Raw genomic sequence first — 26625 nt, 5'->3', positions numbered from 1 at the left:
TTTTGGGGTAACTCTAATGAGTTGATTCGTTACTCTGCTGAGGTTTCAGCTTCTGTCGCCGTCTTCACTTCTTCAAAGATTTGTGTCGGTTTAGCGACTAGACTGCGGTTTTCCTGATTTACGTCAGTCAGAACCACCTCTAGTACATCACCTAAGCGGTAAGTCACTTCTTTGTCGATTGAAACCGTACCATTTTCACCATTGCACTCGAGGCGCTCTTTGTTGGCTAAGATGAGTGAGCCTGGGATAAATGCCGCAGCGCCATTTTCAATCAAACGGATACGCATACCTGCACGGTTGATATCAAAAATCTCACCGTTGAACTTGGTCTCTTTAGCAGGTTCATCCGCAAGGGTGCGAGCATACAACCAATCACCAACATTGCGCTCAGCAATCTTGTGGTGTTTGCGATGAATTGCTAACTCTTCACCTACGCTATCATCGGCAGTCTGCACTGGTTCTTTGCCTAAGATGTGCGCTTTAAGCATACGGTGGTTGATCATATCGCCATATTTACGAATTGGTGATGTCCACGTCGCGTATAGGTCAAGACCCATTGCATAATGCGGTAGAGGCTGGTTACCGATTTCGCTGTATGCTTGAGCTTTGCGGATTCGGTTATCTAGGTAAGACGTTTCTTGACTACCCAACCAACGACGCAGCGCCGCAAACCCTTCTAGAGTCGCAATAGATTCAGCGGTAAACGGCAGTTCACCTTCTGGGTTGACCAAATTGACGACATCTTCAATCTTTTCAGGTTTGAAGCCCGCGTGAGTGTTAAACACACCGGAATTAAAGCTTGATTGCAGCGTTTTGCCTGCACAAATGTTTGCTGTAATCATCGCCTCTTCTACTAGGCGGTTAGCGCTACGACGCATGTCGGCATGAATAGCGACAACATCGTTATCTTCACTCAGTTCAAATCGGTAGTCTGGACGGTCAGGAAAAACGACCGCATGAGTTTCACGCCACTCAGCACGAGCACGTGAGAAATCATAGAGGTCACGAACGATCTCTGCGATTTCTTCACTTGGTTGCCAAGCATCTGAACTGCCATTTTCAATCCAATCAGAAACATGGTCGTAAGCCAAGCGAGCATGAGATTTAATGTTGGCAGCGAAGAACTTAATGTCATCACCGATAACACCCTCTTTCGTCACGGTCACACTACAACAAAGAGCTGGGCGTGCTTCACCCTCAATCAATGAACATAGGTCATCGGCGAGATCACGCGGAAGCATTGGAATATTTCTACCCGGTAGATAGATGGTAAAACCACGCTCGCGCGCCACTTTGTCCATATCACTATCTGGTGTGATGTAGGCCGTCGGATCGGCAATCGCAATCGTCAGTTCGAAATCACCAGATTCTGTCTTTTTAGCATGCAGCGCGTCATCCATATCTTTGGTTGACTCACCATCAATGGTCACAAACGGAATGTGTGTCATATCGGTGCGTTCAAGATCAGCGTCGTCTTTTAGCTCCCAGCTATCTAGTCCTGCTGGTTCGCTGTTTGGCAAATCATTTTGCGCCAAGGTTACCCACCAAGGTGCTATCTTGTCGTCTGCATCAGTAATTTTGTCGCTGATTTCGACAAAGAAGCCATTATCACCTTTAAGTGGATGACGAATAAGGTGTGCAACCACCCAATCACCCTCTTTAAGATCATCACTCTTGATGCCTTTACGTGTCTTAGCTTTTAAAGATAACTTTTTAAGCTGAGGATGGTCTGGCGTAACGTTCAGTTTGCCTTTGAATAGTTTAACTCGGCCAATAAAACGGTTAAGCCCTTGTTCAAGTAGCTCTTCTGGTTCAGCTTGCTCGCGATCTTTCTCTGTACGAATGATCGCTTTTACCTTGTCGCCGTGCATACATTTTTTCATGTACGGAGGCGGGATAAAGAAACTTGTCTTACTATCCACTTCAAGGAAACCAAAGCCTTTCTCTGTCGCTTTGATTGTGCCTTCTTTTTTAGGCAGGGTTTCTTGGATTTGCTGCTTAAGTTGAGCCAGTAGAGGGTTATCTTGAAACATCTATCTTGTTTTACCGAGTAAGTAACCGAAAAATTGCGCCCACTATATCACCGAGCCCTTGCCCCTGCTAGCGTAGAAGCATGACAATCTGGTGTTTAACGAACAATTCAATCAGTTAGCAATCACCTAAATTTGTGCATAAATTTCGCACCTAATGCATCTAGATGAACAAGAACTACACAAAAATTCTCATATCAGGAAAAAATTGTGATGAAATTCAATTTTTTCTAGCTTTTTTTGTGCTTTTAGGGAATAATCCGCCCCCTCATATTGGTGGCCCCCTTTCTGTTCATAGATTCTTTGAGTGAACGGACAGTAAACAACACCAATATCTCTTACGTCCCTAGTGGCTTGATGCGATTTACGACTTTTCCGCATCTGAACGGAATCAGCTCTCAACTGGATTGGTATTGGAATTGGTAGAGCTCGTGGGACCTTTTGTTGACATTATATAGTAGGATCCCAATGACAGATTCTGTAATTCAGTTTAGCGATCTAGCGCTTAACGACTCTATCCTTTCAGCTCTTGATGGTATGGGTTTTGTTTCACCAACTCCAATTCAGGCTGCTGCTATCCCGCACCTATTGGCTGGTAAAGACGCACTAGGTAAAGCTCAAACTGGTACTGGTAAAACTGCAGCTTTCTCTCTACCTCTTCTAAACAAGCTAGACCTTGCACAGCGTAAACCTCAAGCAATCGTACTTGCTCCAACTCGTGAGCTAGCGATCCAAGTAGCGGCTGAAGTTAAAAACCTAGGTCAAAACATCGCTGGTCTTAAAGTTCTTGAGATCTACGGTGGTGCGTCGATTGTTGATCAAATGCGCGCTCTGAAAAACGGTGCTCACATCGTTGTTGGTACTCCGGGCCGTGTTCAAGACCTTATCAACCGTGACCGTCTACACCTAGACGAAGTACACACATTCGTTCTTGATGAAGCGGATGAGATGCTTAACATGGGCTTCGTTGATGACGTAACTGAAATCATGGAGCACGCGCCTGAATCAGCACAACGTGTACTATTCTCTGCGACTATGCCTCCTATGCTTAAGAGCATTGTTGAGCGCTTCCTACGTGATCCAGAGACAGTAGACGTTGCAGGTAAAAACCACACTGTAGACAAAGTAGAGCAGCAGTTCTGGGTTGTTAAAGGTGTAGAAAAAGACGAAGCAATGTCTCGTCTTCTAGAAACTGAAGAGACTGACGCGTCAATCGTATTCGTACGTACACGTCAAGACACTGAGCGCCTAGCAGATTGGCTATGTGCACGTGGCTTCAAAGCTTCTGCACTACACGGTGACATTCCTCAGTCTCTACGTGAGCGTACTGTTGATCATATCAAACAAGGTGTTATCGACATTCTAGTTGCAACTGACGTTGTAGCACGTGGTCTTGACGTTCCACGTATCACCCACGTATTCAACTACGACATCCCATTCGATGTTGAGTCTTACATCCACCGTATCGGCCGTACAGGTCGTGCTGGACGTAAAGGTAAAGCGATCCTTCTAGTTCGCACTAACCAACTACGTATGCTTCGCACTATTGAGCGTGTAACTAAGTCATCAATGGAAGAGATTCAACTTCCACACCGTGACAAAGTTGCAGAAGCTCGCGTAGCAAAACTTGGTGCAGAGCTTGAAGCAGATAAAGAACACAAAGCACTAGAGAAGTTCTCTGAGCTAGTTGAAAAACTACAAGAGTCTCTTGAGCTAGACGCGGCAACACTAGCTGCCATTCTTCTTAAGCGTCAGCAAGGTAAGCGCCCACTATTCTACATTGGCGAAGACCCAATGATTGAAGCGATTGAGCGTGACAAGCAGCGTCGTAAAGAGCGCCGTGAAGGCGGCCGTGATGGTCGTGGTCGTGACCGCAACTTCAACAACCAAGACTGGGATACATACCAGCTGCAAGTTGGTCGTGAGCAAGGCGTTCAAGTTAAAGATATCGTTGGCGCATTGGCAAACGAGCTTGGCCTAGTTAAAGGTTCAATCGGTGCGATTAAACTAGCTCAAGGCGAAACTTACGTTCAGCTACCAAAAGCGATGTCTTCTGAGACAGCTAACAAGCTACGTAAACTACGCATTCGTCAGAAAGAAGTTGGCGCGGTAGTGTGTGACTTTGATGATTTCCGTGAGCCTCGTGGTCGTCGTGATGGCGGTCGCCGTGACGGTGGACGTCGCGATGGTGGCGGTTACCGTGGTAATCGTGATGGAAACCGCGAAGGCGGCTACCGTGGTAACCGTGACGGAAACCGCGAAGGTGGCTACCGTGGCAACCGTGAAGGCGGTCGTGGTAATCGCGAAGGTGGTCGTCGTGATGGCGAACGTCGCTTTGACCGTAACCGTGGTGGCGATCACCGTGGTAACTACCGTGGCGAACGTGGCCATGGTCGTGGTAACCGCGAAGATTAATCATCTCTGCTAGCAAGCATTAAAAAAGGAGCCAAATTTGGCTCCTTTTTTTGTCCGTTGATTTTGCGCTGCTTCAACCAAACTCTTGATACAAAAAAAGCCATTTGGCACAACCAAATGGCTTTGTTAGTTTAACTCTGATTATTCGCTATCAGGTTTAGGCGGTGTTTTCTTCTTAGGAATAAACACGCTATCACCCACAGCCACATTCTGGTGGAAGCTCTTGTCACGCTTGACAGGTTTCTTAGTTGATTTCTTCGCTTGCGGCTTGGCATTCTTAGTCGCTTTACCCTTGTTGCGGAAATCAGGTTTACGCGGCTTTAAGCCTTTGAACTTGCCTTTTAACCCTTCAAGCTCAGAGAAGTTTAAGTCTTGCTGTAAATAAGCCTCTACACGCTTAAAACTATCCCAGTCTTTAGGGCCTACCAGAGAAACGGCATCACCTTTATTACCAGCACGGCCTGTACGACCTACACGGTGAACATATTCTTCCGTGTGCTTTGGCATGTCGAAGTTAACAACATGGGTAACGTTAGCGATATCTAGACCACGAGAAGCAACATCTGTTGTCACCAGTATTTTGAACACAGCGCGCTCAAACTGACTCATGATGGTATTGCGTTGAGTCTGGTTTAAGCTACCACTAAGCGCGATTGCTTTAAGTTTCTTCTCGTTAAGCTTTTCTGTTAAACGTTCTGTATCAACACGCGTTGCAGTAAAGATAATCAGCTGTTTGTATTCTGCTTCTTCTAGAATACGCTCTAAAATTGCTTCTTTATGATCAAGATGATCACACAGGTAGAACTTCTGAGTAATGTCAGTGTGCTTTTCGGTCGCAGCGCCAATTGCAATACGTTTTGGAGCATCTAGCATCTCCATAGCAATGTCGTTAACTTCAGCATGGTCTAATGTTGCTGAGAACATCAATGTTTGACGGCGGCGGTGCTTAGCAGCGTTGTGAATACGGCGCAGTTCAGGTGCAAAACCTAGATCCAGCATACGGTCAGCTTCATCAAGCACTAGAGTTTCAAGGCCATCTAGAAATAGAGAGCGATGCTCAAGGTGATCGGCTAAACGTCCAGGTGTGGCGACAATAAACTTAGGGTAACGACGTAGCGCTTTAACCTGATCGTTAAAGTTTTCACCACCTACAATTAGGGTCGCGTCATAAGACAAGCCACCTAACATTGAACGCAACTCACCATACACCTGCTTTGCAAGCTCACGAGTAGGAGCAAGAATCACTGCGCGTGGGTCTTTTGCAGAGAATGCTTTGTTTTTTAGCGACTTGTGCAGCATAGGTAATACAAAAGCTAGTGTCTTACCAGAACCTGTCTTTGAAGACGCCAACAGATCTTTGCCAGCAATCGCGACAGGTATCGCGCGCTGCTGAATTTCTGTCGCCTTCTTAAAGTCAAAGTGCTTCAAGTTCTTTAGTAAGCGATTGTCTAAACCTAAATCTTTAAAGTGCAAAGTATTCTCCAATTGGTTACACAGCGTTGTCACCACAGCTCAAATGGCTTCGTACAACACGAATTATTCTAAAAACAGGCTATGATAACTGGATTCACTCTAAGAGGATAGAGATCACAGAAAATATTCTTTTGCCCTTACTTTTACTCTAAATGTCAGCTCTATGTCTCTTACATCTATTGCTCTCACCAATGAGACGTAGCTCAACTAATTTGATAATTACTTAAATTCTTGGGTTTTTTTGACTTTTGCTGGCTTTAGCAAGCGTAGAATTAGGGCTACACTGATTGACGTCACTATACGATAAAAAGGTATAGGACATATTATTGATACTTATTTATGCAAGGAGTTCTCTCATGAACAAAATGTTGATCGCAGCTGCAGCGTCTTCTGTTCTTCTACTAGCGGGTTGTGCGTCTGGTCCAGACGAAGCGACAACGGCGAAAATGGATGAGCTAAGCAATCAAGTAAGCCAACTAAGCCAAGATGTTCAAGCGCTACAATCTGAAGTACGTAAGTCTGGTGACTCTGCTATGGCAGCACAAGAAGAAGCGGCACGTGCAAACGAACGTATCGACAACATTGCTCAGTCTTACACTAAGTAATTTCGTCTTTTAAAAGAAAGGGTCTGCATGCAGACCCTTTCTTTTTTCTTTAATTTATTAATGTCGGAGCGACGATTTCGACTGGTACACCATTTTGCGCCAATATTGCGGCTCTCGCTTTCACATCCGATTGGTCAAACTCCTCTAACCACCAGCTAAGCTCTTGTGGCATCTCTAGCGCTTTTTTTACGCCATCACTACGAGTTAACGGCTCGTGTGCTTCTAGGAACACACTACGATCTGGTTCAAGCGCAACCTTGATAGGCTCATTAATCACGGTCACTTTTTCACCCAGTTTAACTTGAGGGAAAAGCCACTCGATATCCTTTGGCTCCATGCGAATACAACCCGAGCTCACTCGAAGGCCAATGCCAAAGTCTTTGTTAGTACCATGGATAAGATAATCACCTGCACCATGAGCTAATCGAAGTGCATACTCTCCTAGAGGGTTTTCTGGTCCTGCTGGCACCACAGCAGGCAACTCAATCCCTTTTGCTAAATAGTCTTTACGAATCGAAGCAGGAGGAGTCCAAGTCGGATTTGGACGCTTTTGGCTGATAGAGGTTTCCATTTCAGGTGTGTCACGCCCTACTCGCCCGATACCAACTGGGAATATATGCACTTGGTTAGATTCAGGCTCGAAATAGTAAAGTCGAAGTTCCGCTAGGTTAATCACGATCCCTTCGCGCTCTACGTTCGGCAATATGATTTGAGTCGGGATCGTTAACACATAGTCCACTTTAGGTAAAAACGGGTCGACGCCTTTATTGGCAGCCATCAAAGACAAGAAGCCGACATCATATTGCTTAGCAATGTTAGCGAGCGTCTCCCCTTCTTCTACCTGATGGTACTGAGTTCGTCCCACGATACTACTGCCTTCGACTGGTAACTCATACGTCGCAGCAAACAGAGGCGAGCTGACACAACACAAGAATGCGAGAAACTTACGCACCATTTAAACTTCCTTGGCTTCTTTATAGAGGCTTAAGGTTATCTCTCTTTCGGTCTTATGATCAACTATCGGTTCTGGATATGACAAATCTTTAGCATTGCCCCACTTATGGGGTTGATGGATGTACTTGTCTGGCACGCTCAACAACTCTGGAATCCAACGGCGAATAAAAGCGCCATCTGGGTCAAATCGCTCTCCCTGCGTAGTGGGATTAAAAATACGAAAATAGGGTTGCCCATCACAGCCTGTCGATGCACACCACTGCCAGCCACCATTATTGGCGGCGTAATCACCATCAATGAGTTTGGACATAAAATAGTGTTCACCAACACGCCAATCTGCGTGAAGATCCTTAACTAGAAAGCTTGCCACTATCATTCTCAAGCGGTTGTGCATCCAACCTGTTTGGTTAAGCTGGCGCATTGCTGCGTCGACAATCGGATAACCTGTTAAACCCATTTTCCACGCATCGATAGCAGCAGTAGGATTGAGCCAAACTAAATTGTCTCCCCATGAAGTAAAACTCTTACCTTGCGACAATTTTGGTTCAAAGTAGGCTAAATGCTGATAAAACTCACGCCAAATCAATTCACTTTGCCAAACCTCACGCCCACCACTTAAAGGAAGGGATTGCTGGTACATGACACGTGCCATGCATTGTCTGACCGAGAGTGCTCCAATCGCTAAATAAGGTGAAAGAGTACTCGTGCCGTCAATCGCAGGAAAATCTCGATTGGAGTGATAACTAGTAACCTTGTCACTATCGAATTTTCTTAGCGCTTGGATTATCTGCTCAGTCTCTACCACGTATCTTTCACTCGACTCTCTCGGATAATCAAAATCACACTGACTCGAAAAATCCGCCACATGATTTGATGTCAGCTTACCTCTTATCTGCTGGGGATTTAGCTTTGTGACGGCGACTGGTTGACGATACATCGCTGCCAAGTAGGCGCGTTTAAATGGCGTAAATACCTTAAAGTAATCACCTTGCTTGTTAACTAGGCTACCGGGCTTGAGAATGCACTTATCATCAAAGCTTTTGCACTCTATACCCTCAGTTGCAAGAAGCTCGAACAGTAACTCGTCTCTGCAGCGCTCATTGAGTTCATACTCTTTGTTGAGATAAACGCCGCTCGCACCCTCTTTCACGGCGACTTCAGCTACCAATCTCGCGGCATCTTTAAAAGATTCAGTTTGAGCGTAATAGAGAGAGATGTTTTTCTTACTCAGATCGCTTTGCAGTGCCAACAGTCGGCGATAGATTAAGTCGGCTTGAATGGGAGCAAGGGCGTGCTCCTGCCAGGTTTGTGGTGTTGCGATATAGAGAGCAACCACAGGCTCTCTGCTCGAACACGCGCAGTTCAAAGCGGTATTGTCTTCGGCTCGTAAATCTCGGCGCAACCAAACTAGCTTCATTTTAAGGCCTTAGGTTTCAATTAAGTCTGAAAGTAAAACCTCTCCTGGGAAGGATGATTTTATCTTTTCAACAGTGGCAGTTTGCCCTGCGGTAAGAGGTCGCGAGCTGTAAATGGCAATGGCAGCGTACGCGCTCAGTCCTTCATGCTCAACCAAGCCCGACAAGTCTTCAACCCCATCTATAATCACCAAGCTCTTACCCGACTCAGATAGTTTTAGTGCCCATAGGCGCGCATGGATGTTAACGCTGTCGTAGTTAATAAATAGGCATTTTCCAGATTTAGCAGCTTTGTTCTCTGACTCAATAATCGCATTAAGCCGAGCGACGAAGATAGACTCCATTAAGCCTTTTTGTAGCGCTCGCAGACCAATTTTGACCACAGATAATGCTTTCTCTGCTGGCTTAACAAACTGCTTTTGCACCACATCCAGTGGGTATTCTTTAAACACCGTAGCGACGATTGAATCCGCTTTCCCTTTGTTCAGCTCAGATAACGCTTGTAAGAAAGCGCTCACTTCGTCCAATTGTTCACTCGCAAGGTACTCTTCACCTTTATTGGGCTCATTGGACTCAAGTACATCTTTCACTTTACCAATCGGAACCCCTTTGCTGAGCCACCCTTGGATCTCTCCGATTAAGGCGATGTGTTCGTCGGAATACAAGCGATGGCCTTTTTCAGTCCTTTGAGGTTGCACTAAACTATAACGTCTCTGCCATGCGCGTAAGGTTACCGGTTTTACCCCGGTAATCTCAGAAATCTCACGAATCGCGTACAATTTTTTCTCATAACCCATATCTTAAACGTAACTCCTGTGGGTGCGGTTGCAGAAAAGCTTGGTCTTCCAGATAACAGTCTGGATGGGCGGCTAAATAGTGCTTAATTAATGTTAATGGCGCAAGCAAAGGTAACAGCCCAACTCGATAATCCTCTATTACTTGCACCAGCTCTTTCTTCTGAGAGCGACTTAGATCTCGTTTAAAGTAACCTTGTAAATGCATCAGCACGTTAGTATTGTTTTTTCTACTCGCTCTATGAGTCATCGCCGCCATCAAACCTTGTCGATACAGTTTATAGAACTCTTCGATGTCGTAATCTTTGACATTCGCAACCAGTTTACCCAGTTCTTTGTAAGAGGTTGGATGATGTGCCATTAAGGTCAACTTATAGCGTGAGTGAAACGCAACGATTTTCCCACGCGTCGGCTCATCACCGATAGAATCGTAAAAATCTTTAAGTGTATAAATGCGAGTAATGAAGTTCTCTTTCAAAACCGGATCGTTAAGCCGACCATCTTCTTCAACGGGCAACCAAGGCATGGCTTTCATCAATTCATTGGTGTACAAACCGACCCCAACATTCTCCGCGCTGTTCTTTTTGTAGACTTTGACTCGCTCCATCCCACACGTTGGCGATTTAGCGCAGACGATATAACCACATAGCTGTTCGCGCTCAAGCTCTACTACTTTGCTCTTTGAGTAATCAACGACAGCCTGCGTATGCTCTTTGGTTGGATCTTTAGTTTCCACCAAGGCAATTCTATCTTCATTAGACATCAATCGTATGGTTGGCCTTGGTACAGGCATTCCAGAGCCCACTTCAGGGCACACAGGAACAAACTCAAAGTAAGGCGTCAGCTCCTTAGTGACAAATTTGCTAATCTTATGCCCCGAGTCAAATCGAACACGCTCACCTAAAACACAAGAACTGATACCAATTTTTATCTGCTGCTGATTCATGATGAACTCCTTTGCCTAGCCATGCTGTACAAAAACATTTCTTGTATAATTTTTAGCACAATATTTATATCCTGTACAAAAAAATGTTTTGTACAACTCGTAAATAAGCTACGTGAGTAACGGCTTTTTAGTTCACTTAATGAAGCAAACGTTTTTACAAATCGATTGCTCATTCACTTTCAACAGTTTTAGTTATCAACGAACAATAAAAGCATCAAACACCCCCCTTTTGTGACATACTTCTCATGGAGCAATCTCAGATATAGCTAGTATTGCCTCAACAGATTTTTCAAAATCAACATAATTAGTAATCAGCAGTTCGAATTACTAATAATTTTTGGAGTAATAACTATGGCAACCCCACACATTAATGCACAACCAGGTGATTTCGCTGAAACAGTACTGATGCCAGGCGACCCACTACGCGCTAAATACATCGCGGAAACTTTCCTCGATGACGTGAAGCAAGTATGTGACGTTCGTAACATGTTCGGCTACACAGGTACTTACAAAGGTAAGAAAGTGTCTGTAATGGGTCACGGTATGGGTATTCCTTCATGCTGCATCTATGTTCACGAGCTAATCGCTGAATATGGTGTGAAAAATGTGATTCGGGTTGGTAGCTGTGGTGCAGTACGTGACGACGTTAAACTGATGGACGTTGTTATCGGTATGGGTGCGTCAACTGACTCGAAAGTAAACCGCATTCGCTTCAACGATCACGACTTCGCAGCGATTGCTGACTTCGGTCTTCTAGAAGAAGCTGTTAACCAAGCTCGCGCTCAAGAAGTACCAGTAAAAGTGGGTAACGTATTCTCTGCAGACCTTTTCTACACTCCTGAAGCAGACATCTTTGAGAAGATGGAAAAACTTGGCATCCTAGGTGTAGACATGGAAGCGGCAGGTATCTACGGCGTAGCAGCAGATCTTGGTGCAAAAGCACTTACTATCCTAACAGTCTCTGACCACATCATCCGTGGTGAGAAACTAAGCTCTGAAGAGCGTCAAAAGTCATTCAATGACATGATGAAAGTAGCACTAGAAACTGCAATCAACATCTAATTCCAATCTTTTCGCCACCAAACCGAGTTTGGTGGCCCGAATAATCCCGAGGGGGAGATAGTGACAGCCGGCCAACTGCCAAAGGAAGCGAACGGGTTACAGCTCAACTTTTGTAAAACATTGGCGTGTGACAACTTTGGATTGAGTGATGCACATCGTTACGTTGTGCAGCATGCTAACCCTAAGCGACCTGCGATGGTATGTCGGGAATGTGGCGCTTTCCCCCCCTTACTTAATAACCAAGAAGTTCTCAATGAGCTTCATCGACTTCGTCAACTCCATAGTGACGGGCTTCCTGCTTGTCGTAACGACGATTGCGATAATTTTGGTTTATCTGTTCATACCCACAAACACCTCTACCATGCTTTTGGTTATAGCGGCGATCGCCAACGCTATCGTTGTAAATGTTGCCAATCGACCTTTGTCGACAAATGGTCTGGGGCTAACAAAAAACTTCAATTCCAAGAAAACCTCCTTGGTTTGCTTTTTATGGGCTACTCGGTACGCGAGATCTGCCGTAAATTAGAAATTAATCCAAAGACGTTTTATGATCACCTCGATCATATCGCGAGCCGTTGCCGACGTAAGCTCGCAATGTTTGATGCCCGCTGGGTAAATCACGCAGCAAGTTATGAGCTCGCGTCATTCTATGTCCCCTTGCAGCCTAAAAGTAATAATGGCGTGTTGTGGATGGCAACGGGCGAAGCTCATAGTGGCTACATACTTTGCCAACACGTAAACTATTCAGCGGAAGAAGAGCCAAACGGGGATGTGGATCATGATCCGTATCAGTACCCTGCGCGTTTTGTCTCAAAAGAGCACTCTTCTGAAGCGAACATGCCCGCGCCTACCCCGTCGCCAGTGTTGCGAGAGCGAATTGATCAGCAGTATCAAACCATCTTAGCGCGGGGAAATGTTGAAGACCCTATGGGAAATCTCACGGTATTCAACTACCCATCTAAAGGGGCTTTAATTCGCCCGCCTTACACATCGTATGCGCACTTTTTACACGTACTCGATTTATGCCAAGACGATCGCCAAGTTTCAATCTACTTGCCGCAAGATCCTGTTTTGCGTTCTGCAGCGCTAAGTGTCTGTCTGCCACGCATTTTGCGTCAAAATATCGACCTTATGTATGTAGAAGAAGATAAAGGCTGGAATGAGAGTAACGCGATCGACAAAGTGGATATCGTCCATATGGGATGGTGGCGAGACCGTTGGGCAATCGCGTCAAACCAAGAGTCATCGAAAGGTATTTGTTACCTTGCTGGTCAAAATAATCAACCAAAACAATGGTTACGCAGCGCATCCATCAGACGCACTCAATTTTACCAGCAGCGCTTCCAGACCCTATTCGAAAGTTTTGTCAATGAACCTAGGCGTAAGTTACGCCCGGGCGGCCTAATGCCTATGTTGGATATTTTCCGAGCTTGGCATAATTTGTGCTACCAAGATAAGACGGGAAAGACAGCCGCTCAGAATCTAGAATTGACTCAATCACCTTTGACACTGCGCGAGCTCCTTTCATAATTATCAGTATTGTGACGAGTACCGTTAATCGATCGGTGTTTTGGCACTTTTAGTAGAGTTTAGCGCATGGCTATTCATATAATATGTTGTGTGCCTACGGTAATAGCCTTAAAGGATTGATTCATTGGATAAAAGCCAGCGACTTCTAGAGGTCGAAATAGATCAGCTAAAAAGCAAGGTCGAATCGGAGCCCGAAAAAGTTTGGGCAATCGCTGAGCAGTGTGCCGCGCGTTCTGCGCAAATCCTCTACCCCGAGGGGGAGATTCAGTGTCTTATTATTATGTCCCGATGCGCTTGGTGTATCATGGAGTACCGCAAAGGACTCAAGTACATCAAAGAGGCTCACGGTAAACTCAACGCCCTAGACACCGACGACCTACTCCCTGAAATTCTTCATATCCATGCCCTACATTATTGGGGGCAAGCGAGATACTATTCTGCCCAGCAATACTGGATCAACGCCTTAGAGCAATCCGCTTTGGTTGACGAAGTTGAAATTCAACTCGAATCCTTGATTGGTCTCGGTAATGTTTGGCGAATCACTCACGAGTATAATCTCGCTAAGACCACTCATGAGTTAGCCGTCATCGTAGCGAACAATGCTCGAATCAACTGGTTAGAAGGTAAAGCGCGTATCTTGTTGGCGTGGGATCATTACCTACTCAACAACTATGTTGAGATGCTTTCAGTTCTAGATGGTGCTGCCGAAGCGCTTAAAGATCATCACGACAATACTTGGCAAGCAGAAGTTTGGGACTTTAGAGGCCTTGCCCTGCTCGGTTTAGAGCGCGTTGAAGATGCAGAAGAAGCGACGCGTAAAGCCCATGAACTGGCGATGCGCCATGACCTTGTGTGGATGAAAGCACACTCATTTATCAGTCGTGCCCGAGTTGAGTTACTGCGTAAGAACCCTAAACAAGCCGCAGAACTGCTCATTCAAGCGGAGCAGTCAGCAGTCACATTTGATAATGGCGAGTTACTTTCACAAATCTGTTTTCAGCAATCTCGCGTCGCAGAAGAATCAGGTGACTATAAAACCGCGTTAGAAGCCTTCCAAAAATACCGTAAGCACTCAACCAATATGCTTAGGGAGCAAACCGCAAGAGTCAGTAACGACAAAGCGAGAGCCTCCAAACGCCAGCTTGAACAGAGAGCACGTAAACTTATCAATCGAATTCGTGGTCAGCATGAATTTGACCCTGAGAAGCAGCTCAGCCAGATGGTGTCAGAAACCTACTGGTGGGAACAACTGGTATTGTTTAAGACCGAGCTAAAACGCTCGAATCATGCTGTGATTGTGATTCAACATAAAGATTCCAATTACCTAGATGTGTGTACAGAGATCGCTCACTCGCTCTGTAATAAGCAAGATATGCTGTCTCGCCTCAGCAGCGAGCGTTTAGGAATCTTACTCGCTGATAAAGGCGATGAAGCCGTCAACGTTTTCCATGTCTTGGCCAAAATGATTGAGATCTACCCTTGGCACAGAAAAGGATTGAGTGATGCACTACCCAAAGTGATTTTCCAAGATATCCTGACATTCCCATTTACCTTAGAGCAATTAGAAGATAGCCAGCAACAGGAAGAGCAGCATGGAAGCCTTACTCAATAAAATTTCCGATTCTGGCTTAGATCCCTCCTCCGTATCCGGTGAAGAGGCGATCATTTTTTGGAATCATGTACGTCGACATGTAGCAACGTCACCCCAAGAGATCGCTCAATGCTTAATAATCAGTGCTGAGTACCGTGTTGAGTTAAAGCAACTGCAAACCAGTATTGATGAACTGAAAGAAGCACTCGATTACTTATCACTGCCTGAAGACGCAGAACTAATACTGGAAGTGAAGAATGGCCTAGCAGATAGGCTCGTCGAAAACGGCGACTTTCACGGCGCATTAAATGAATATATTAGCTCCTCAACCATTGCGGTAGATAGCGGTTATATTGATGCTTATGTCCTTGCCGTTCTTGGTATGGGGAACCTTTGCGATGCCTATGGGGATCACAACCGCGCACTCAGGTACTATCAGAAAATAGACAGTATTGACCACGCTATTAGCAGTCGCTCATTACGCCTCCGCTATAAGCTCTATATGCTCTCTTGTTACATAGAGCTCAAACGAACGACAGCAGCGAATGACCTGATTAAAGAGTGTGAAGAGCTAAGCATTTTGGTCAGTGACAAAGTACTCTCCGGACAGATATTGCTCTACCAAGCAAAGCTCTACAGGCAAAACAAACAGCTCGACTTAGCCATGCAGTCACTGGGCAATGTCCAATACTCAGCTGGTAACATACACTCTACTTGGCTCTCTAATATGATCCGCCTAGAGCTAGCCGCCTGTCTTAGTGAGCAAGATAAACCTCATATCGCCAACTGGGTGCTAGAATCAGCAAGGCGTCGAATCAAACTCTATGCCTCTCCTATTCTAAACCTAAAGCTGTGCAACTCCTTAGCTGAGATATGTGAACAAAAAGACGATTTTAAGGGCGCGTTAGAATATCAAAAAAGCGCTTATCGTATCGAAAGCGATCTGATGAAAAAGATTCCAATTGGAGAGCTAGGAGCTAGCCAATTACGCCGCTTGTCGCGCTTTGAGCTGCAATTAAAACTGATTCTTTCAGAACAAGAAAATAGAGAGCTGAAAGAGACTACTGAGAGCCAGAAACATACCGTGGCTCAGCTTCAGCAAGACGTGTTTACCGATCCACTTACCTCACTGCATAACCGTCGTTGGTTAGATGTTAAGCTCAAAGACCTGTTACTCCACGATGTACCTTTTGCTTTGATGGTAGTAGACATTGACCACTTTAAATCGATTAACGATGAACTCAGCCATTTAGTCGGCGATAAAGCGATTGTGAATGTCTCTCACGAACTCGCCGCATATTTCAAGTTCCGTGGCGCTTCATGTGTACGCTTTGGTGGTGAAGAATTCTTGGTCATTTTAGAGCGCGCAACCTTAGAGCAAGCTGAAATGCACGCCGAAAACTATCGTGAACGCATTTTCAATTTCGGTTGGCAAAGCATTTTGGGTGAACGTGGGCTAACAGTCAGTATCGGAATTACGCTTCACCGTGAAGGCGAGAATACCCAAAGAACCTTCTACCGAGCAGATAAAGCACTTTATCGCGCCAAAGCCAATGGACGTAACCAAGTCTGTACTGAATAGCCTATCCCCTTTGCCTGCGCCTATGATGTTCAATTATAGGCGTTTTAACCTTATCTCTTCTGCTTGACCTCCAATCTCATCTCTGATGCTCTAACCGTGTCATTATTTCTAACCAGATCAAGCAACAAACGCCTAATTGTTTGATTTTATTTCTATACTGATTAGAGCAGCTCTCTATATTTAAATACTATGACCAAGGATTGTTAGTATGTTTCTAGACTATTTCGCGTTAGGTCTTTTGATCTTCGTTGCGCTGGTTATTTTTTACGGCATTATCGTGATTCACGATATCCCTTATGAGATCGCCCGAGATCGCGAGCATCCACATCAAGATGCCATTCATTACGCAGGTTGGGTGAGTTTGTTTACACTCCATGCCATTTGGCCATTTCTTTGGATATGGGCCACTTTATGGCGCAAAGAAAGAGGTTGGGGATTCAAACGGCTTGAAGAGGAGCAGCACGATATTCATCATCGTGTAGATGAGCTCATTGACCAAGTCAGTCAGTTGCAAAAAGAAGTCGCTGAACTCAAACAGCAGAGCTACTCATCTTCAACGATACAACCTCAGTTTGATCGCAATGAGGAGGAGCAATAATGGATCTATTACTCATTCTAACCTATGCGGCGCTGTGCATTACCATCTTCAAAGTTTTCAATATTCCGCTCAATAAATGGACCGTACCCACAGCGGTACTCGGTGGAGTGGTACTTATCGGAACGCTCATTTTATTGATGAACTACAACCACCCTTTTACTCAAATTGGTAATCAAGTTTATTCCACCACCCCAATAGTCTCTGGTGTAAGAGGACGAGTCATCGATGTTCCCGTCGAAGCGAATAAACCGCTCAAGCAAGGAGAAGTGTTATTCACAATAGACCCCATTCCTTATGAAGCCGAGGTAGCTAAGAAGAAAGCGCAGATTAAAGAGGCTAGCCAAGGTGCTCTGGGACTCGACTCTTCCCTTCAAGAAGCCATTGCGGCCAAAAACAAGGCCATTGCAGAACGAGACAAAGCGAAGCGAGAGTTTGACCGCTATCAGCGCGGGTTCGACAAAGGGGCTTTTACCGAACAACAACTCGACACTCGACGTCAAGCCTATAAAGCCGCAGAATCTTCAGTTAATGTCGCGAGCGCGAAAGTCGAACAAGCCCAGTTGGCACTCGATTCAGAAATAGGTGGCGAAAACACAACCGTTGCCCGTCTAATCGAAGAGCTGCGCCAAGCGGAATTCAATTTAGAGCAAACCATAGTGAGAGCGCCAACAGACGGCTTTGCTACCCAACTAGCTCTGAGACCGGGTGTGATGGCAGTTCCGCTTCCACTCGCGCCAGTTATGACCTTTGTTCATACCGAAGAGATCTTCTATACCGCTGCATTTAGGCAAAACTCTCTACAACGTTTACAGCCCGGCTTTGAAGCTGAATTTTTGTTTAGAGCACTACCGGGTAAGGTGTTTAAGGGCGAGGTGGTAGAGATCCTGCCTGCGATTGGTGAAAGCCAGTTTCAAGCTAGAGGTGCTCTGTTAGGCACCGAAGCGCTAAGAACCAGTGGCAGAGTGTTCGCGAAACTAAGAATCACTGACGACCTTTCTCCGTATCACCTCCCTTTAGGTACCGCAGTAGAAGTGGCCGTTTATTCTGATCAGTTCACTCATGTTTCGATTATGCGCAAAGTACTGATTCGTATGAAAAGCTGGCAGAACTATCTCTATCTCGACCACTAGAGCCTGTTGACCTAAGAAAAATGACAATCACCCAAAGCGGGATTTGCTCTCCATTTGGGTGATGTCTGTCCACCTCTGGAATTGTACCTTTCCGTTTGCACACAAGGTATCCAGACGTCTAGCCCGTTATCTTTCCAAGCCATCGCTTAGGGGGTATAATCGGCGCCTTACCGTTACAAGCGTATAAAACTTAATCAAAATAACCGCTTGTGAACTAAGTTCTTTAAAGATTTCGACGAAGGGTTATCTATGAATCTTACGGCTAAAACCGTTGTTGTTATTGCGATTGGTGCTGCTTTATATGGCATTGGTGGTTTACCAATGTTCGGCATCCCAGTTTTCGCTAACACCACACTTAAGCCAGCTATGGCAGTCCTAGCACTTTTTTCTGTCCTTTTTGGGCCTGTTGTTGGCTTTTTAGTTGGGTTTATTGGTCACTGGGTCACTGACCTTTTCGCAGGATGGGGCGTTTGGCTAACATGGGTGCTAGGCTCAGGTATCGTCGGTCTTGTGCTAGGTTTCTTCCCAACGTTAACCCAAAATCGCCTAGCTGAAGGTCAGTTTAATTTAAAAGACTTTTCGCTTTTTGTCGTGCTCGCATTGTTTGGCAATATCATCGGCTATGGCTGTTCTGCCTTCCTCGATACAATTCTTTACGCTGAACCTTTCACCAAAGTGTTTACTCAGCTTTCAATCATCGCCGCAGGCAACACAGTACTCATCGCCGTTGTAGGTTACTTTATTCTTAAGTCTGTTGCGAAACGCAATAAGCAAAGCCGCAATCTGACTGAGGCTTAATCATCAATGACAATTGAATTTTCTGACTTCTCTTTTAGATATGAGTCACTGGATAAACCGACGTTAAAACATATCAATCTAAGGATAGAGAAAGGAGAGAAAATCGTCATTATCGGGCCAAGTGGTAGTGGTAAATCTACCCTTGGTCAATGCTTAAACGGGCTGATTCCTCACGCTATCAAAGGCGAAATTTCAGGGAACCTAACTCTAAACAGTCAGAGTGTCTCAGAGCTAGACCTACACCATTACACCGAGCAAATTGGCACCGTATTGCAAGATACTGACAGCCAGTTTGTTGGGCTCAGTGTGGGCGAAGACATAGCCTTTGCACTGGAAAACCAGCTTGCTTCCAACCTTGAGATGTACCCGCTGGTACAGTCCACTGCCAAAATGGTTGAGCTAGAACATATGCTTGAACGCTCACCTCATGATTTGTCTGGCGGTCAAAAACAACGGGTATCTTTAGCGGGCATTTTAGTTGACGACGTCGATACCTTGCTGTTTGATGAGCCTCTCGCCGCTCTTGACCCTAAAACAGGGCGCAAGACAATCGAGATTATAGATCAACTGCATCAAGAGACAGGCAAAACCATCATCATCATCGAGCATCGCATTGAAGATGTGTTGCATCGTCACGTTGACCGAGTGATCTTGATGGAGCAAGGCGAAATCGTCGCCGATATGTCACCAAACGAAATCCTCTCGTCTTCTCTATTAAACAGTCATGGCATTCGAGAGCCTTTGTATTTATCTGCGCTGAAAGCAGCTCAATGCCCAGTAGATGCAAACCATTGTGCCTCCCTGAGCACGATGCCCGTAGAATCGTACAAACCCTTATTTGCTCAGTGGCAAGCTCACCCTATCAACACAAGTTTGAGCAGCGACACTCTGTTGTCCATTAAGGGGTTAACCTATTCTTACGACGGTGAAAAAAATGCCCTTGAAGATGTCTCATTTGACATCAAGCAAGGTGAGTTCGTTTCTATTTTAGGTAAGAATGGCTCAGGTAAGTCAACCATTACTAAACTCATTATGGGCGTACTGAGTCCAGACTCAGGCTCTATCTCTTTTCAAGGCCAAGACATTGCCACTTTATCCATTTTCGAACGCAGTCAGAAGATGGGTGTCGTGATGCAAAACCCGAATCATATGATCTCTCATCATATGATTTTTGACGAAGTGGCATTTGGTCTGCGTAACCAAGGCTTAACAGAGCAAGAAATCGAACAGAAAGTTCTTGATACTCTAGAGTTATGTGGTCTCAGTAAGTACAGAAACTGGCCAATCGAGGCTCTCAGCTACGGACAGAAAAAGCGAGTTACGATTGCTTCAATTCTCGCGTTAGAACCGCAATTATTAATACTGGATGAGCCAACGGCAGGTCAAGATTACCGAAACTACACATCGATGCTAGATTTCATCGGCAAACTAAACCAAAAATTGGGTATTACCGTCATCATCATTTCTCATGATATGCATTTAGTACTGGAGTATACCCACCGCTCGATTGTCATTTCAGACAGCAAGCTCATCGCTGATGCTCCAATGACCGATGTGTTTACTCAACCAGAGCTATTAGATAAGGCTAACCTAACTACCACCAGCCTTTACGATTTGGCCGAAAGTTTAGAGGTGGAAAACAAAAACGCCTTTATGCAGTACTTTATCCAACAAGAGAAGAATGTCGCATGAATGCCTCTAAAATGAAGTTTGGCATTAGCTATGTCGATACCAAATCTCCGCTACATGCGTTAAACGGAATTACCAAGTTTGCTTTATTCATGGCTTGGGTCACGGTTGTGCTTACTACCTTTGATCTTCGCATGATCAGTGTGTTGATTTTAGCAGGCCTTTATCTGCTTAAACTCACTCAAGTGCCTTTTAAGGTGTATAAACCTTTACTGATTGGAACGGCGAGTGTTCTACTCCTTAACGCCCTGTTTATGTTTTTGCTTGCCCCACAGCAAGGCTCAGAGTTCATCGGCAGCCATAACGTTCTGTTCGCCCTACCCGGTGGTTACTCGCTTACCCAAGAGACGTTGTTTTATTTGATCACAGTAACACTCAAGTACTTCAGTATGTTCCCGATTGCTTTGGTGTTTGTTTTTACTACCCATCCAACCGAGTTTGCTGCCAGCTTAAACAGAATTGGTGTGCCATATAAGATTGCTTATGCGGTGAGTTTGACCCTACGATACTTACCAGAAGTGAAAAATGATTTCGTCAACATCATGCATGCTCAGCAGGCTCGCGGACTCGATATCTCTAAAAACACGCCTCTTTTCCAACGTATGCAGAATGTCGCAAAAATCCTCGGACCGCTGATTTTTTCAAGCCTTGATCGCGCCGACCAGATTTCGAATGCAATGACGTTACGAGGGTTTGGTCGACATAAAGCGCGTAGCTGGTATAGCGCTAGCCCTCTGCAAAGCTCTGACAAGCTATGTCTAGTCGCAGTGGTGTTGATCGTCTTACTCGCAATCGTGAAACGCTATTTGGAAACAGAGCTTTTTTGGTATCCATTCTAAGACAGTAACAAAGCCTAGGGTCCGCTCTAGGCATTTGTTTAACTCAGAGCTAATGCTTTGGTCCAAATAAGCAGCAACACCATCGAAGAGGTAAGCCACACCGCTGTCGCCATCGATAAGGTTTGCAAGAGCGAAAAGGTATAGCTGAAATAATACACCGCGAGTAAATAACTAGCGTACGGCAACAGCGAATAGAGTCCAAACAGTGCGGTAACACGCAAGTCCTCCATACTTCGCTCACTTCCCACCACATAGTGTGCAATCAGTGCAAAGGTTGGAAATAGCGGTACTAATCCCGCAATATAGAAACTCTTCGACTTAGACAGCAATGCGATCATCATCACCGCAGCGGCGCCGAGCAAACACTTTAGAAATAGCGTTATCATCTCCCCCCCTAAGCCAGATTCAGAAACAGTTCGTCGTCGGTCATATATTTATGTTTAGTGCCCAAGTTTCTTAGGTGCATAAACATAAAGTCAGGAAATCCAGGGGCGAGCAGATCATTGGGTTGCCAGACGACACCACCAACGAAGACATATCGACCTTGCTTCTCATCACTGTGTAGCGCGTTGTTAATCTCGGTCGAAAGCTCAGGGCGAACACCTTCAATCACGCAGACTATCTGCCCACGAGCGACACCAATAACACGCTTCACTAAATTGGCTTTCATCCCACACTTCCATGCTTGTCGCGTGGCCATTTCAAAGCCGTGTTTTCGAATACCTTTGTGGACATTAACGATCAAGTTCATAACGTGATGTGCTTATGCTAGGTAAATAAGTTCTAGGTTAGTAGTACTGCATTACGATGACGATGCCCTAAATTGGGCACTTTCTCATCAGATGGAAAAACACCGCAACATAAGATCCTAGCCACTTTCGGAAATCTAATCCTTTCTACTATTGCCTATTACATCAGTTTGCTTCACATTGGCGTAACAAATAAGAAGGGAATAATAATGAGTACAGCAAGCTTTCTTCGCTTAATCTGCCTAGCCGCTATATGGGGTGGTTCGTTTCTATTTATGCGCATCGCCGCGAATACCTTCGGCCCTGCTTTTTTGATTGAGTTTAGGGTTGGGTTCGCTGCGATCAGTTTGCTGCTTGTTTCACTGTATTTAAAACGGAAGCTCGCATTTCGCAGTAATTTCAAACACTTTATGATCATCGGGCTATTCAACACCGCACTACCCTTTATGCTGTTTGCCTATGCAGCGCAGACACTTAACGCCTCTACCTTATCGGTATTAAATTCAACTGCGGCGATATGGGGCGCGTTGATTGGTATTTTTTGGCACAAAGCTATTCTTACTGCTAAAGCCAGTCTAGGCATGTTGATCGGGGTTGCTGGGGTGATCACCTTAGTCGGTGTCGATGCAATCAACATCGGCCTTGATGCTGCGCTACCAATATTTGCAGGTGTAATGGCAGCGTTCAGTTATGGCATCGCAACAAACTATACGAAGACGGCACCGAAAATTGCGGCGTTCGACAACGCCCACGGAAATATGTGGGCAGCCGTGTTAATTATATTGCCCCTACTCCCTTTTATGCCTATGAGAGGTGAACCTAGCCAACAAGAGATGTTGTCGGTTCTTGCACTTGGAGTCTTGTGTACTGGCGCAGCCTATTTGCTTTACTTCAAGTTGGTTGCTGATGAAGGTGCTGCTTCGGCTCTGTCTGTCACCTTCTTGATTCCCGTATTTGGTATTTTATGGGGAACACTGATATTAGATGAGCCGATAGGCTGGAACACTATCGTTGGCACCACTTTGGTGCTAAGTGGCACCATGATGGTGACCGGGTTTTCACCTCGACAGATGTTCCAACGCCCAAAAACGATTGAACAGAGTTAGTGGGCTTGCGCTAACTACGCAGTTCTAAAGTCATAAATTGACTGTTTGGATCTAATGTGTAGTCACCAAATGGCTCACAGTAGTGAAAGCCGTACTTCTCATAAAGGGCTCTTGCGGGGGCAAAAAATCCCATTGAGCCCGTTTCCAGACTGACTCTAGTAAAGCCCTCATGCCGCGCAAAGTCTAATGCGTGCTGAAGTAAAAACGAAGCAACACCCTGATTTCTAGCGGCACTTGAGGTGCGCATGGACTTGATTTCAACATGATTAGCGTCCAAACGTTTAATCGCAGCGCAGCCCATAAGTTTGTTGGCTTTCCATCCACTCCAAAATGTTACGCTCTCATCTTGCAGTGAGCTCACATCCAATGCGTGGACACTTTCAGGAGGAGATGTCGCATTCATATCAGCAAGGTGCTCTTCTAACAACTTAAGAATTGCTGGGTGGTCTAACTGACCAGTTTTTATTTCCATGATTACTCCACTCATCATCGTTGCTAATCGCTACAGCAAGAATCAAGCCGACATAAAAACACTCTCGAAACTCGACTCACTCATCAGTGAGTCCATTGTTTGATTGGGATAATTACCCAGCAAATATCGATCATTGTCACATAAATAGCATAAACACAAATTATGATTACAAATTAGTGCGACAAGAGACTCATAATTCTTCACCTCAGACCGATAAATTTATAAACATATTTTTACAAAATGACAGATAAGCCATTTGGTATTGACGGTGTAGGAATCCTGATATGAAAGAAGTTGAATTTCGAACGATAGACCGCTTGTTTATCAAGATGTCCATCAATGACAAGATGTGGGTAATATTTGCCTTGTTCCTAATTGCAGTAGCAGCGATTGCGGGTGGCAGATACTACCAAGAGACAAATGCATTAGAGCAGCAAACAATTCAGGCGGCAGAGCACCAACTTAACGGGATATTAAGCGTTGGCTCTGCAGAGAGTATTTTACAACTGCCAAACGTCTCAGCGACGAGTTCGGTCAACAAACCTCAATACAATGATGGTATCGCAACAGTGACCGCGCAGGCTCCAAGTGGTCAAGCCTATCAACTTGTGCTCAACAACAAGAGCCTAGTACAAGCAGCGAAATCACAAGCACTAACCAGTTTTTCATTAAGCTTCCTTTGGGTGATTCCGTTTGCCATTTTTTGTTATTGGGTTGCCACCTTCCTCGGTGGTGCGCTTTGGGTGCTCTACACGACAACGCAACGTATTGGTGAAGGGGATTTAACCTCACGCTTAGGTTTCCATCCTGGGCGAGACGAATTCGGTACAATCGGCTGCGCGCTTGATAAGGCGATGGATACTCTGACCGAACTGGTTGTTACTGTGAAAGAGAATGCGACGACCTTAAGTGAGACCTCATCCTCTTTTGAGCAAGAGATGAAACTGAGCGAAACCCAAATTAGCCAGCAATACGCGTCACTAGATTCTGTTGCCACGGCGATGGAAGAGATGACGGCGTCTGCTAAAGAGGTGTCTAACATTTCTCAGCAAGCCACTTCGCAAACAGAGAACGATGCCCAGCATATCGAACAGAGTCACACTCGTGTTCAGTCAGCGATCAGCGAAATCTCTCGACTCTCCGATTACATTGGTAAAGCTTCTGAGTCAGTGGCAAGCCTGACGGAAAATACCACTCAGATTAATGAAGTAATTACCACCATTAACGCGATTTCTGAGCAGACCAACCTTCTAGCACTTAATGCAGCGATTGAAGCGGCACGTGCGGGTGAGCAAGGTCGCGGGTTTGCGGTTGTAGCCGACGAAGTTCGCACCTTAGCAAGCCGTACCCAATCTGCTACGGTTGAAATTCAATCCATGATTGAAAAGCTGCAATCTGAGACCCACAGTATTGCGTCTATTACGGAGCAAACTGTTAGCCAAGCGCAAACCAGCAGTGACTTAGTCGCGGATATCGGTAATGACGTACAGTCCATTTCTGAATCGGCGCGCTCACTGATGGATATGAGCATTCAGATCTCAACCTCGGCAGAAGAACAAAGCGCTGTAGCAAACGATATTGCGACAGAGCTGAGTGATATCCGCACTCAATCTAACACCATCAGAAATGTGGCTGAGCAATCCTCTGCTGGTGTCGCTAACCTAACGCAGGCTTCGGTTTCGCTTGCCGACATATTGAAAAGCTATCGAACTCAATAACTGGTGCTTTACCTAAATAAAGGGCTTCAATGCCCTTTATTTTTGTCTCAATAAAACTCTCAGCTAACTTCGACTCCCTTACCTATACTTAACTTAACTTTTTGGTGGGATAAGGACGGCGAAATGAGCACTTTATTACTGTATGTGCTGCTGTTGACCAACCCAAGCGCAGCGCAACACTCTTCATCACTTCCTCTAAAATGTAAGCTACTGCATACCGAAGACTCGTTTTGGTTCTATAAAGAGCAACTCGTCTACGAAAGCGAACAATTTATCTTGTTGCAAAACTTCAAAGGTAGAACCGTCACTCAGGTGGATATGAAAACTGGCGAACTCATACGGACAACCTACATCGGAGAGCCATACGACCCTAAATACCAGATTTTGCTAGGTAAGTGCCTAGATGTCAGTCATACCCTAAAAATGTGGCGACTTGATGATGTGCCGTATGATAACTAGAGAACTGGAAAACTGGAGAACTGGAGAACTGGAGAACTGGAGAACTGGAGAACTGGAGAACTGGAGAACTGGAGAACTGGAGAACTGGAGAACTGGAGATTTGCATCATTTGACTTAAATGAGTCAAGTATATTTAGTGCGAAACCTTTTTTGATCACAATTTGATAACATCGATAACACTTTATCCTCCGTTCGATTTAGACTATTTGCTCGACATCAATGGAGAATGAAGATGGAAGAGCTACTTGCCGACTACCCTATCGTCACTGAAGTCCCTGTTGCGTGGGGTGAAATGGATGCCCTTCAACACGTCAATAACGCGGTTTATTTTCGCTACTTCGAAACAGCACGTCTGGACTATTTCAAAAAAATCGAACTACTGGTCGATCTCAAAACGCATCATATTGGCCCTGTACTAGGGCACACCGATTGTCGCTATAAAATACCTGTGACTTACCCTGATACCTTACTGATTGGCTCTAGAGTATCAGAGCTAAAGGATGACCGCTTTACGATGGAATACCTTGTTGTCAGCAAAAAAGTCGGCAAAGTCACCACCGTTGGAACCGCCACTTGCGTTATGTTTGATTTTAAGAACCAAACCAAAGCGACGATTCCAGAGCACATCAAGCAAGCAATTGTTGCCACGGAAGAGAAATAACATCGTTAT

The 26625-nt window shown here is 45.2% G+C and carries 24 protein-coding genes; 15 read left to right on the top strand and 9 right to left on the bottom strand.

What is annotated here, in order from left to right; genetic code table 11:
- Positions 1 to 29 precede the first annotated feature (29 nt).
- Positions 30 to 2033 carry an exoribonuclease II gene (gene rnb, locus AC5O63_RS06490; RefSeq protein ID WP_494504347.1) on the bottom strand — a complete coding sequence of 668 codons (2004 nt, stop codon included), beginning with the start codon at positions 2031 to 2033 and terminating at the stop codon, positions 30 to 32.
- A 465-nt stretch (positions 2034 to 2498) separates the two neighbouring features.
- On the opposite strand from rnb, the gene AC5O63_RS06485 reads away from it, so the two are divergent.
- On the top strand, positions 2499 to 4445 hold the full coding sequence (locus tag AC5O63_RS06485; RefSeq protein ID WP_004744581.1) for a DEAD/DEAH box helicase: 1947 nt from the start codon (positions 2499 to 2501) through the stop codon (positions 4443 to 4445).
- A gap of 141 nt (positions 4446 to 4586) precedes the next feature.
- On the opposite strand, the gene AC5O63_RS06480 is transcribed toward AC5O63_RS06485, so the two are convergent.
- The gene (locus tag AC5O63_RS06480; RefSeq protein ID WP_272788401.1) at positions 4587 to 5930 is read right to left on the bottom strand and encodes a DEAD/DEAH box helicase; all 1344 of its coding nucleotides are present in this window, start codon (positions 5928 to 5930) and stop codon (positions 4587 to 4589) included.
- Positions 5931 to 6274: 344 nt separating this feature from the next.
- Between AC5O63_RS06480 and AC5O63_RS06475 the strand changes: the two genes are divergently transcribed.
- A complete protein-coding gene (locus tag AC5O63_RS06475) occupies positions 6275 to 6523 on the top strand; it encodes an Lpp/OprI family alanine-zipper lipoprotein (RefSeq protein WP_004744579.1) in 249 nt (82 codons plus the stop codon).
- Positions 6524 to 6572: 49 nt separating this feature from the next.
- Here AC5O63_RS06475 and AC5O63_RS06470 read toward each other — a convergent pair whose 3' ends face one another.
- The 4 genes from AC5O63_RS06470 to AC5O63_RS06455 are packed head-to-tail and all read right to left on the bottom strand — an operon-like array spanning position 6573 to position 10632.
- Positions 6573 to 7478 (bottom strand): L,D-transpeptidase family protein, encoded by a 906-nt coding sequence (locus tag AC5O63_RS06470; RefSeq protein WP_494504346.1) that lies wholly within the window; start codon positions 7476 to 7478, stop codon positions 6573 to 6575.
- On the bottom strand, positions 7479 to 8894 hold the full coding sequence (phrB, locus tag AC5O63_RS06465; RefSeq protein ID WP_494504345.1) for a deoxyribodipyrimidine photo-lyase: 1416 nt from the start codon (positions 8892 to 8894) through the stop codon (positions 7479 to 7481).
- 9 nt (positions 8895 to 8903) lie between these two features.
- Entirely contained in the window at positions 8904 to 9689 is a 786-nt protein-coding gene (locus AC5O63_RS06460; protein WP_494504344.1) for a MerR family transcriptional regulator, read from the bottom strand.
- Positions 9679 to 10632, bottom strand: coding sequence for a YbgA family protein (locus AC5O63_RS06455; RefSeq protein ID WP_494504343.1), 954 nt, complete (start codon positions 10630 to 10632; stop codon positions 9679 to 9681). The genes AC5O63_RS06460 and AC5O63_RS06455 overlap by 11 nt, the downstream gene beginning before the upstream one ends.
- A gap of 351 nt (positions 10633 to 10983) precedes the next feature.
- On the opposite strand from AC5O63_RS06455, the gene deoD reads away from it, so the two are divergent.
- From deoD to AC5O63_RS06410, 9 genes are all read left to right on the top strand, one after another.
- Positions 10984 to 11694 carry a purine-nucleoside phosphorylase gene (gene deoD / locus AC5O63_RS06450; protein ID WP_004744574.1) on the top strand — a complete coding sequence of 237 codons (711 nt, stop codon included), beginning with the start codon at positions 10984 to 10986 and terminating at the stop codon, positions 11692 to 11694.
- Positions 11695 to 11754: 60 nt separating this feature from the next.
- Positions 11755 to 13224 carry a transposase gene (locus AC5O63_RS06445; RefSeq protein ID WP_494504342.1) on the top strand — a complete coding sequence of 490 codons (1470 nt, stop codon included), beginning with the start codon at positions 11755 to 11757 and terminating at the stop codon, positions 13222 to 13224.
- A 124-nt stretch (positions 13225 to 13348) separates the two neighbouring features.
- Positions 13349 to 14836: a YiiG family protein gene (locus AC5O63_RS06440; protein WP_494504341.1), complete on the top strand. Its 1488-nt coding sequence runs from the start codon at positions 13349 to 13351 to the stop codon at positions 14834 to 14836.
- Positions 14817 to 16397 carry a diguanylate cyclase gene (locus AC5O63_RS06435; RefSeq protein ID WP_494504340.1) on the top strand — a complete coding sequence of 527 codons (1581 nt, stop codon included), beginning with the start codon at positions 14817 to 14819 and terminating at the stop codon, positions 16395 to 16397. Before AC5O63_RS06440 ends, AC5O63_RS06435 begins: the two co-directional genes overlap by 20 nt.
- 208 nt (positions 16398 to 16605) lie before the next feature.
- The gene (locus tag AC5O63_RS06430) at positions 16606 to 16995 is read left to right on the top strand and encodes a DUF3302 domain-containing protein (RefSeq protein ID WP_004744570.1); all 390 of its coding nucleotides are present in this window, start codon (positions 16606 to 16608) and stop codon (positions 16993 to 16995) included.
- Positions 16995 to 18125 (top strand): HlyD family secretion protein, encoded by a 1131-nt coding sequence (locus AC5O63_RS06425; protein ID WP_494504339.1) that lies wholly within the window; start codon positions 16995 to 16997, stop codon positions 18123 to 18125. The genes AC5O63_RS06430 and AC5O63_RS06425 overlap by 1 nt, the downstream gene beginning before the upstream one ends.
- A 249-nt stretch (positions 18126 to 18374) precedes the next feature.
- Positions 18375 to 18923 carry an ECF-type riboflavin transporter substrate-binding protein gene (locus tag AC5O63_RS06420; protein WP_494504338.1) on the top strand — a complete coding sequence of 183 codons (549 nt, stop codon included), beginning with the start codon at positions 18375 to 18377 and terminating at the stop codon, positions 18921 to 18923.
- Between the two features lie 6 nt (positions 18924 to 18929).
- Entirely contained in the window at positions 18930 to 20615 is a 1686-nt protein-coding gene (locus tag AC5O63_RS06415) for an ABC transporter ATP-binding protein (protein WP_494504337.1), read from the top strand.
- Positions 20612 to 21451, top strand: a complete 840-nt coding sequence (locus AC5O63_RS06410) for an energy-coupling factor transporter transmembrane component T family protein (RefSeq protein ID WP_494504336.1) — start codon at positions 20612 to 20614, stop codon at positions 21449 to 21451. The genes AC5O63_RS06415 and AC5O63_RS06410 overlap by 4 nt, the downstream gene beginning before the upstream one ends.
- Positions 21452 to 21489: 38 nt before the next feature.
- On the opposite strand, the gene AC5O63_RS06405 is transcribed toward AC5O63_RS06410, so the two are convergent.
- A complete protein-coding gene (locus tag AC5O63_RS06405) occupies positions 21490 to 21837 on the bottom strand; it encodes a GlpM family protein (protein WP_494504335.1) in 348 nt (115 codons plus the stop codon).
- Between the two features lie 8 nt (positions 21838 to 21845).
- Positions 21846 to 22202 (bottom strand): hypothetical protein, encoded by a 357-nt coding sequence (locus AC5O63_RS06400; protein WP_004744564.1) that lies wholly within the window; start codon positions 22200 to 22202, stop codon positions 21846 to 21848.
- Positions 22203 to 22409: 207 nt separating this feature from the next.
- Here AC5O63_RS06400 and AC5O63_RS06395 point away from each other — a divergent pair, with 207 nt between their 5' ends.
- A complete protein-coding gene (locus tag AC5O63_RS06395) occupies positions 22410 to 23306 on the top strand; it encodes a DMT family transporter (protein WP_494504334.1) in 897 nt (298 codons plus the stop codon).
- A 10-nt stretch (positions 23307 to 23316) separates the two neighbouring features.
- Here AC5O63_RS06395 and AC5O63_RS06390 read toward each other — a convergent pair whose 3' ends face one another.
- Positions 23317 to 23778, bottom strand: a complete 462-nt coding sequence (locus tag AC5O63_RS06390) for a GNAT family N-acetyltransferase (RefSeq protein ID WP_494504333.1) — start codon at positions 23776 to 23778, stop codon at positions 23317 to 23319.
- 284 nt (positions 23779 to 24062) lie between these two features.
- On the opposite strand from AC5O63_RS06390, the gene AC5O63_RS06385 reads away from it, so the two are divergent.
- The 3 genes from AC5O63_RS06385 (at position 24063) to AC5O63_RS06375 (ending at position 26616) form a co-directional block, all read left to right on the top strand.
- On the top strand, positions 24063 to 25496 hold the full coding sequence (locus tag AC5O63_RS06385) for a methyl-accepting chemotaxis protein (RefSeq protein ID WP_494504332.1): 1434 nt from the start codon (positions 24063 to 24065) through the stop codon (positions 25494 to 25496).
- A gap of 123 nt (positions 25497 to 25619) precedes the next feature.
- Positions 25620 to 25955, top strand: coding sequence for a hypothetical protein (locus tag AC5O63_RS06380; protein WP_239851250.1), 336 nt, complete (start codon positions 25620 to 25622; stop codon positions 25953 to 25955).
- A gap of 232 nt (positions 25956 to 26187) precedes the next feature.
- The gene (locus AC5O63_RS06375) at positions 26188 to 26616 is read left to right on the top strand and encodes an acyl-CoA thioesterase (protein WP_004744559.1); all 429 of its coding nucleotides are present in this window, start codon (positions 26188 to 26190) and stop codon (positions 26614 to 26616) included.
- The last annotated feature ends 9 nt before the right edge of the window (positions 26617 to 26625 follow it).

The organism is Vibrio sp. SCP2 (assembly GCF_059295395.1).
The sequence above is the reverse complement of the archived record's forward strand: the minus strand, read 5'-3'. Positions and strand labels throughout refer to the sequence as shown.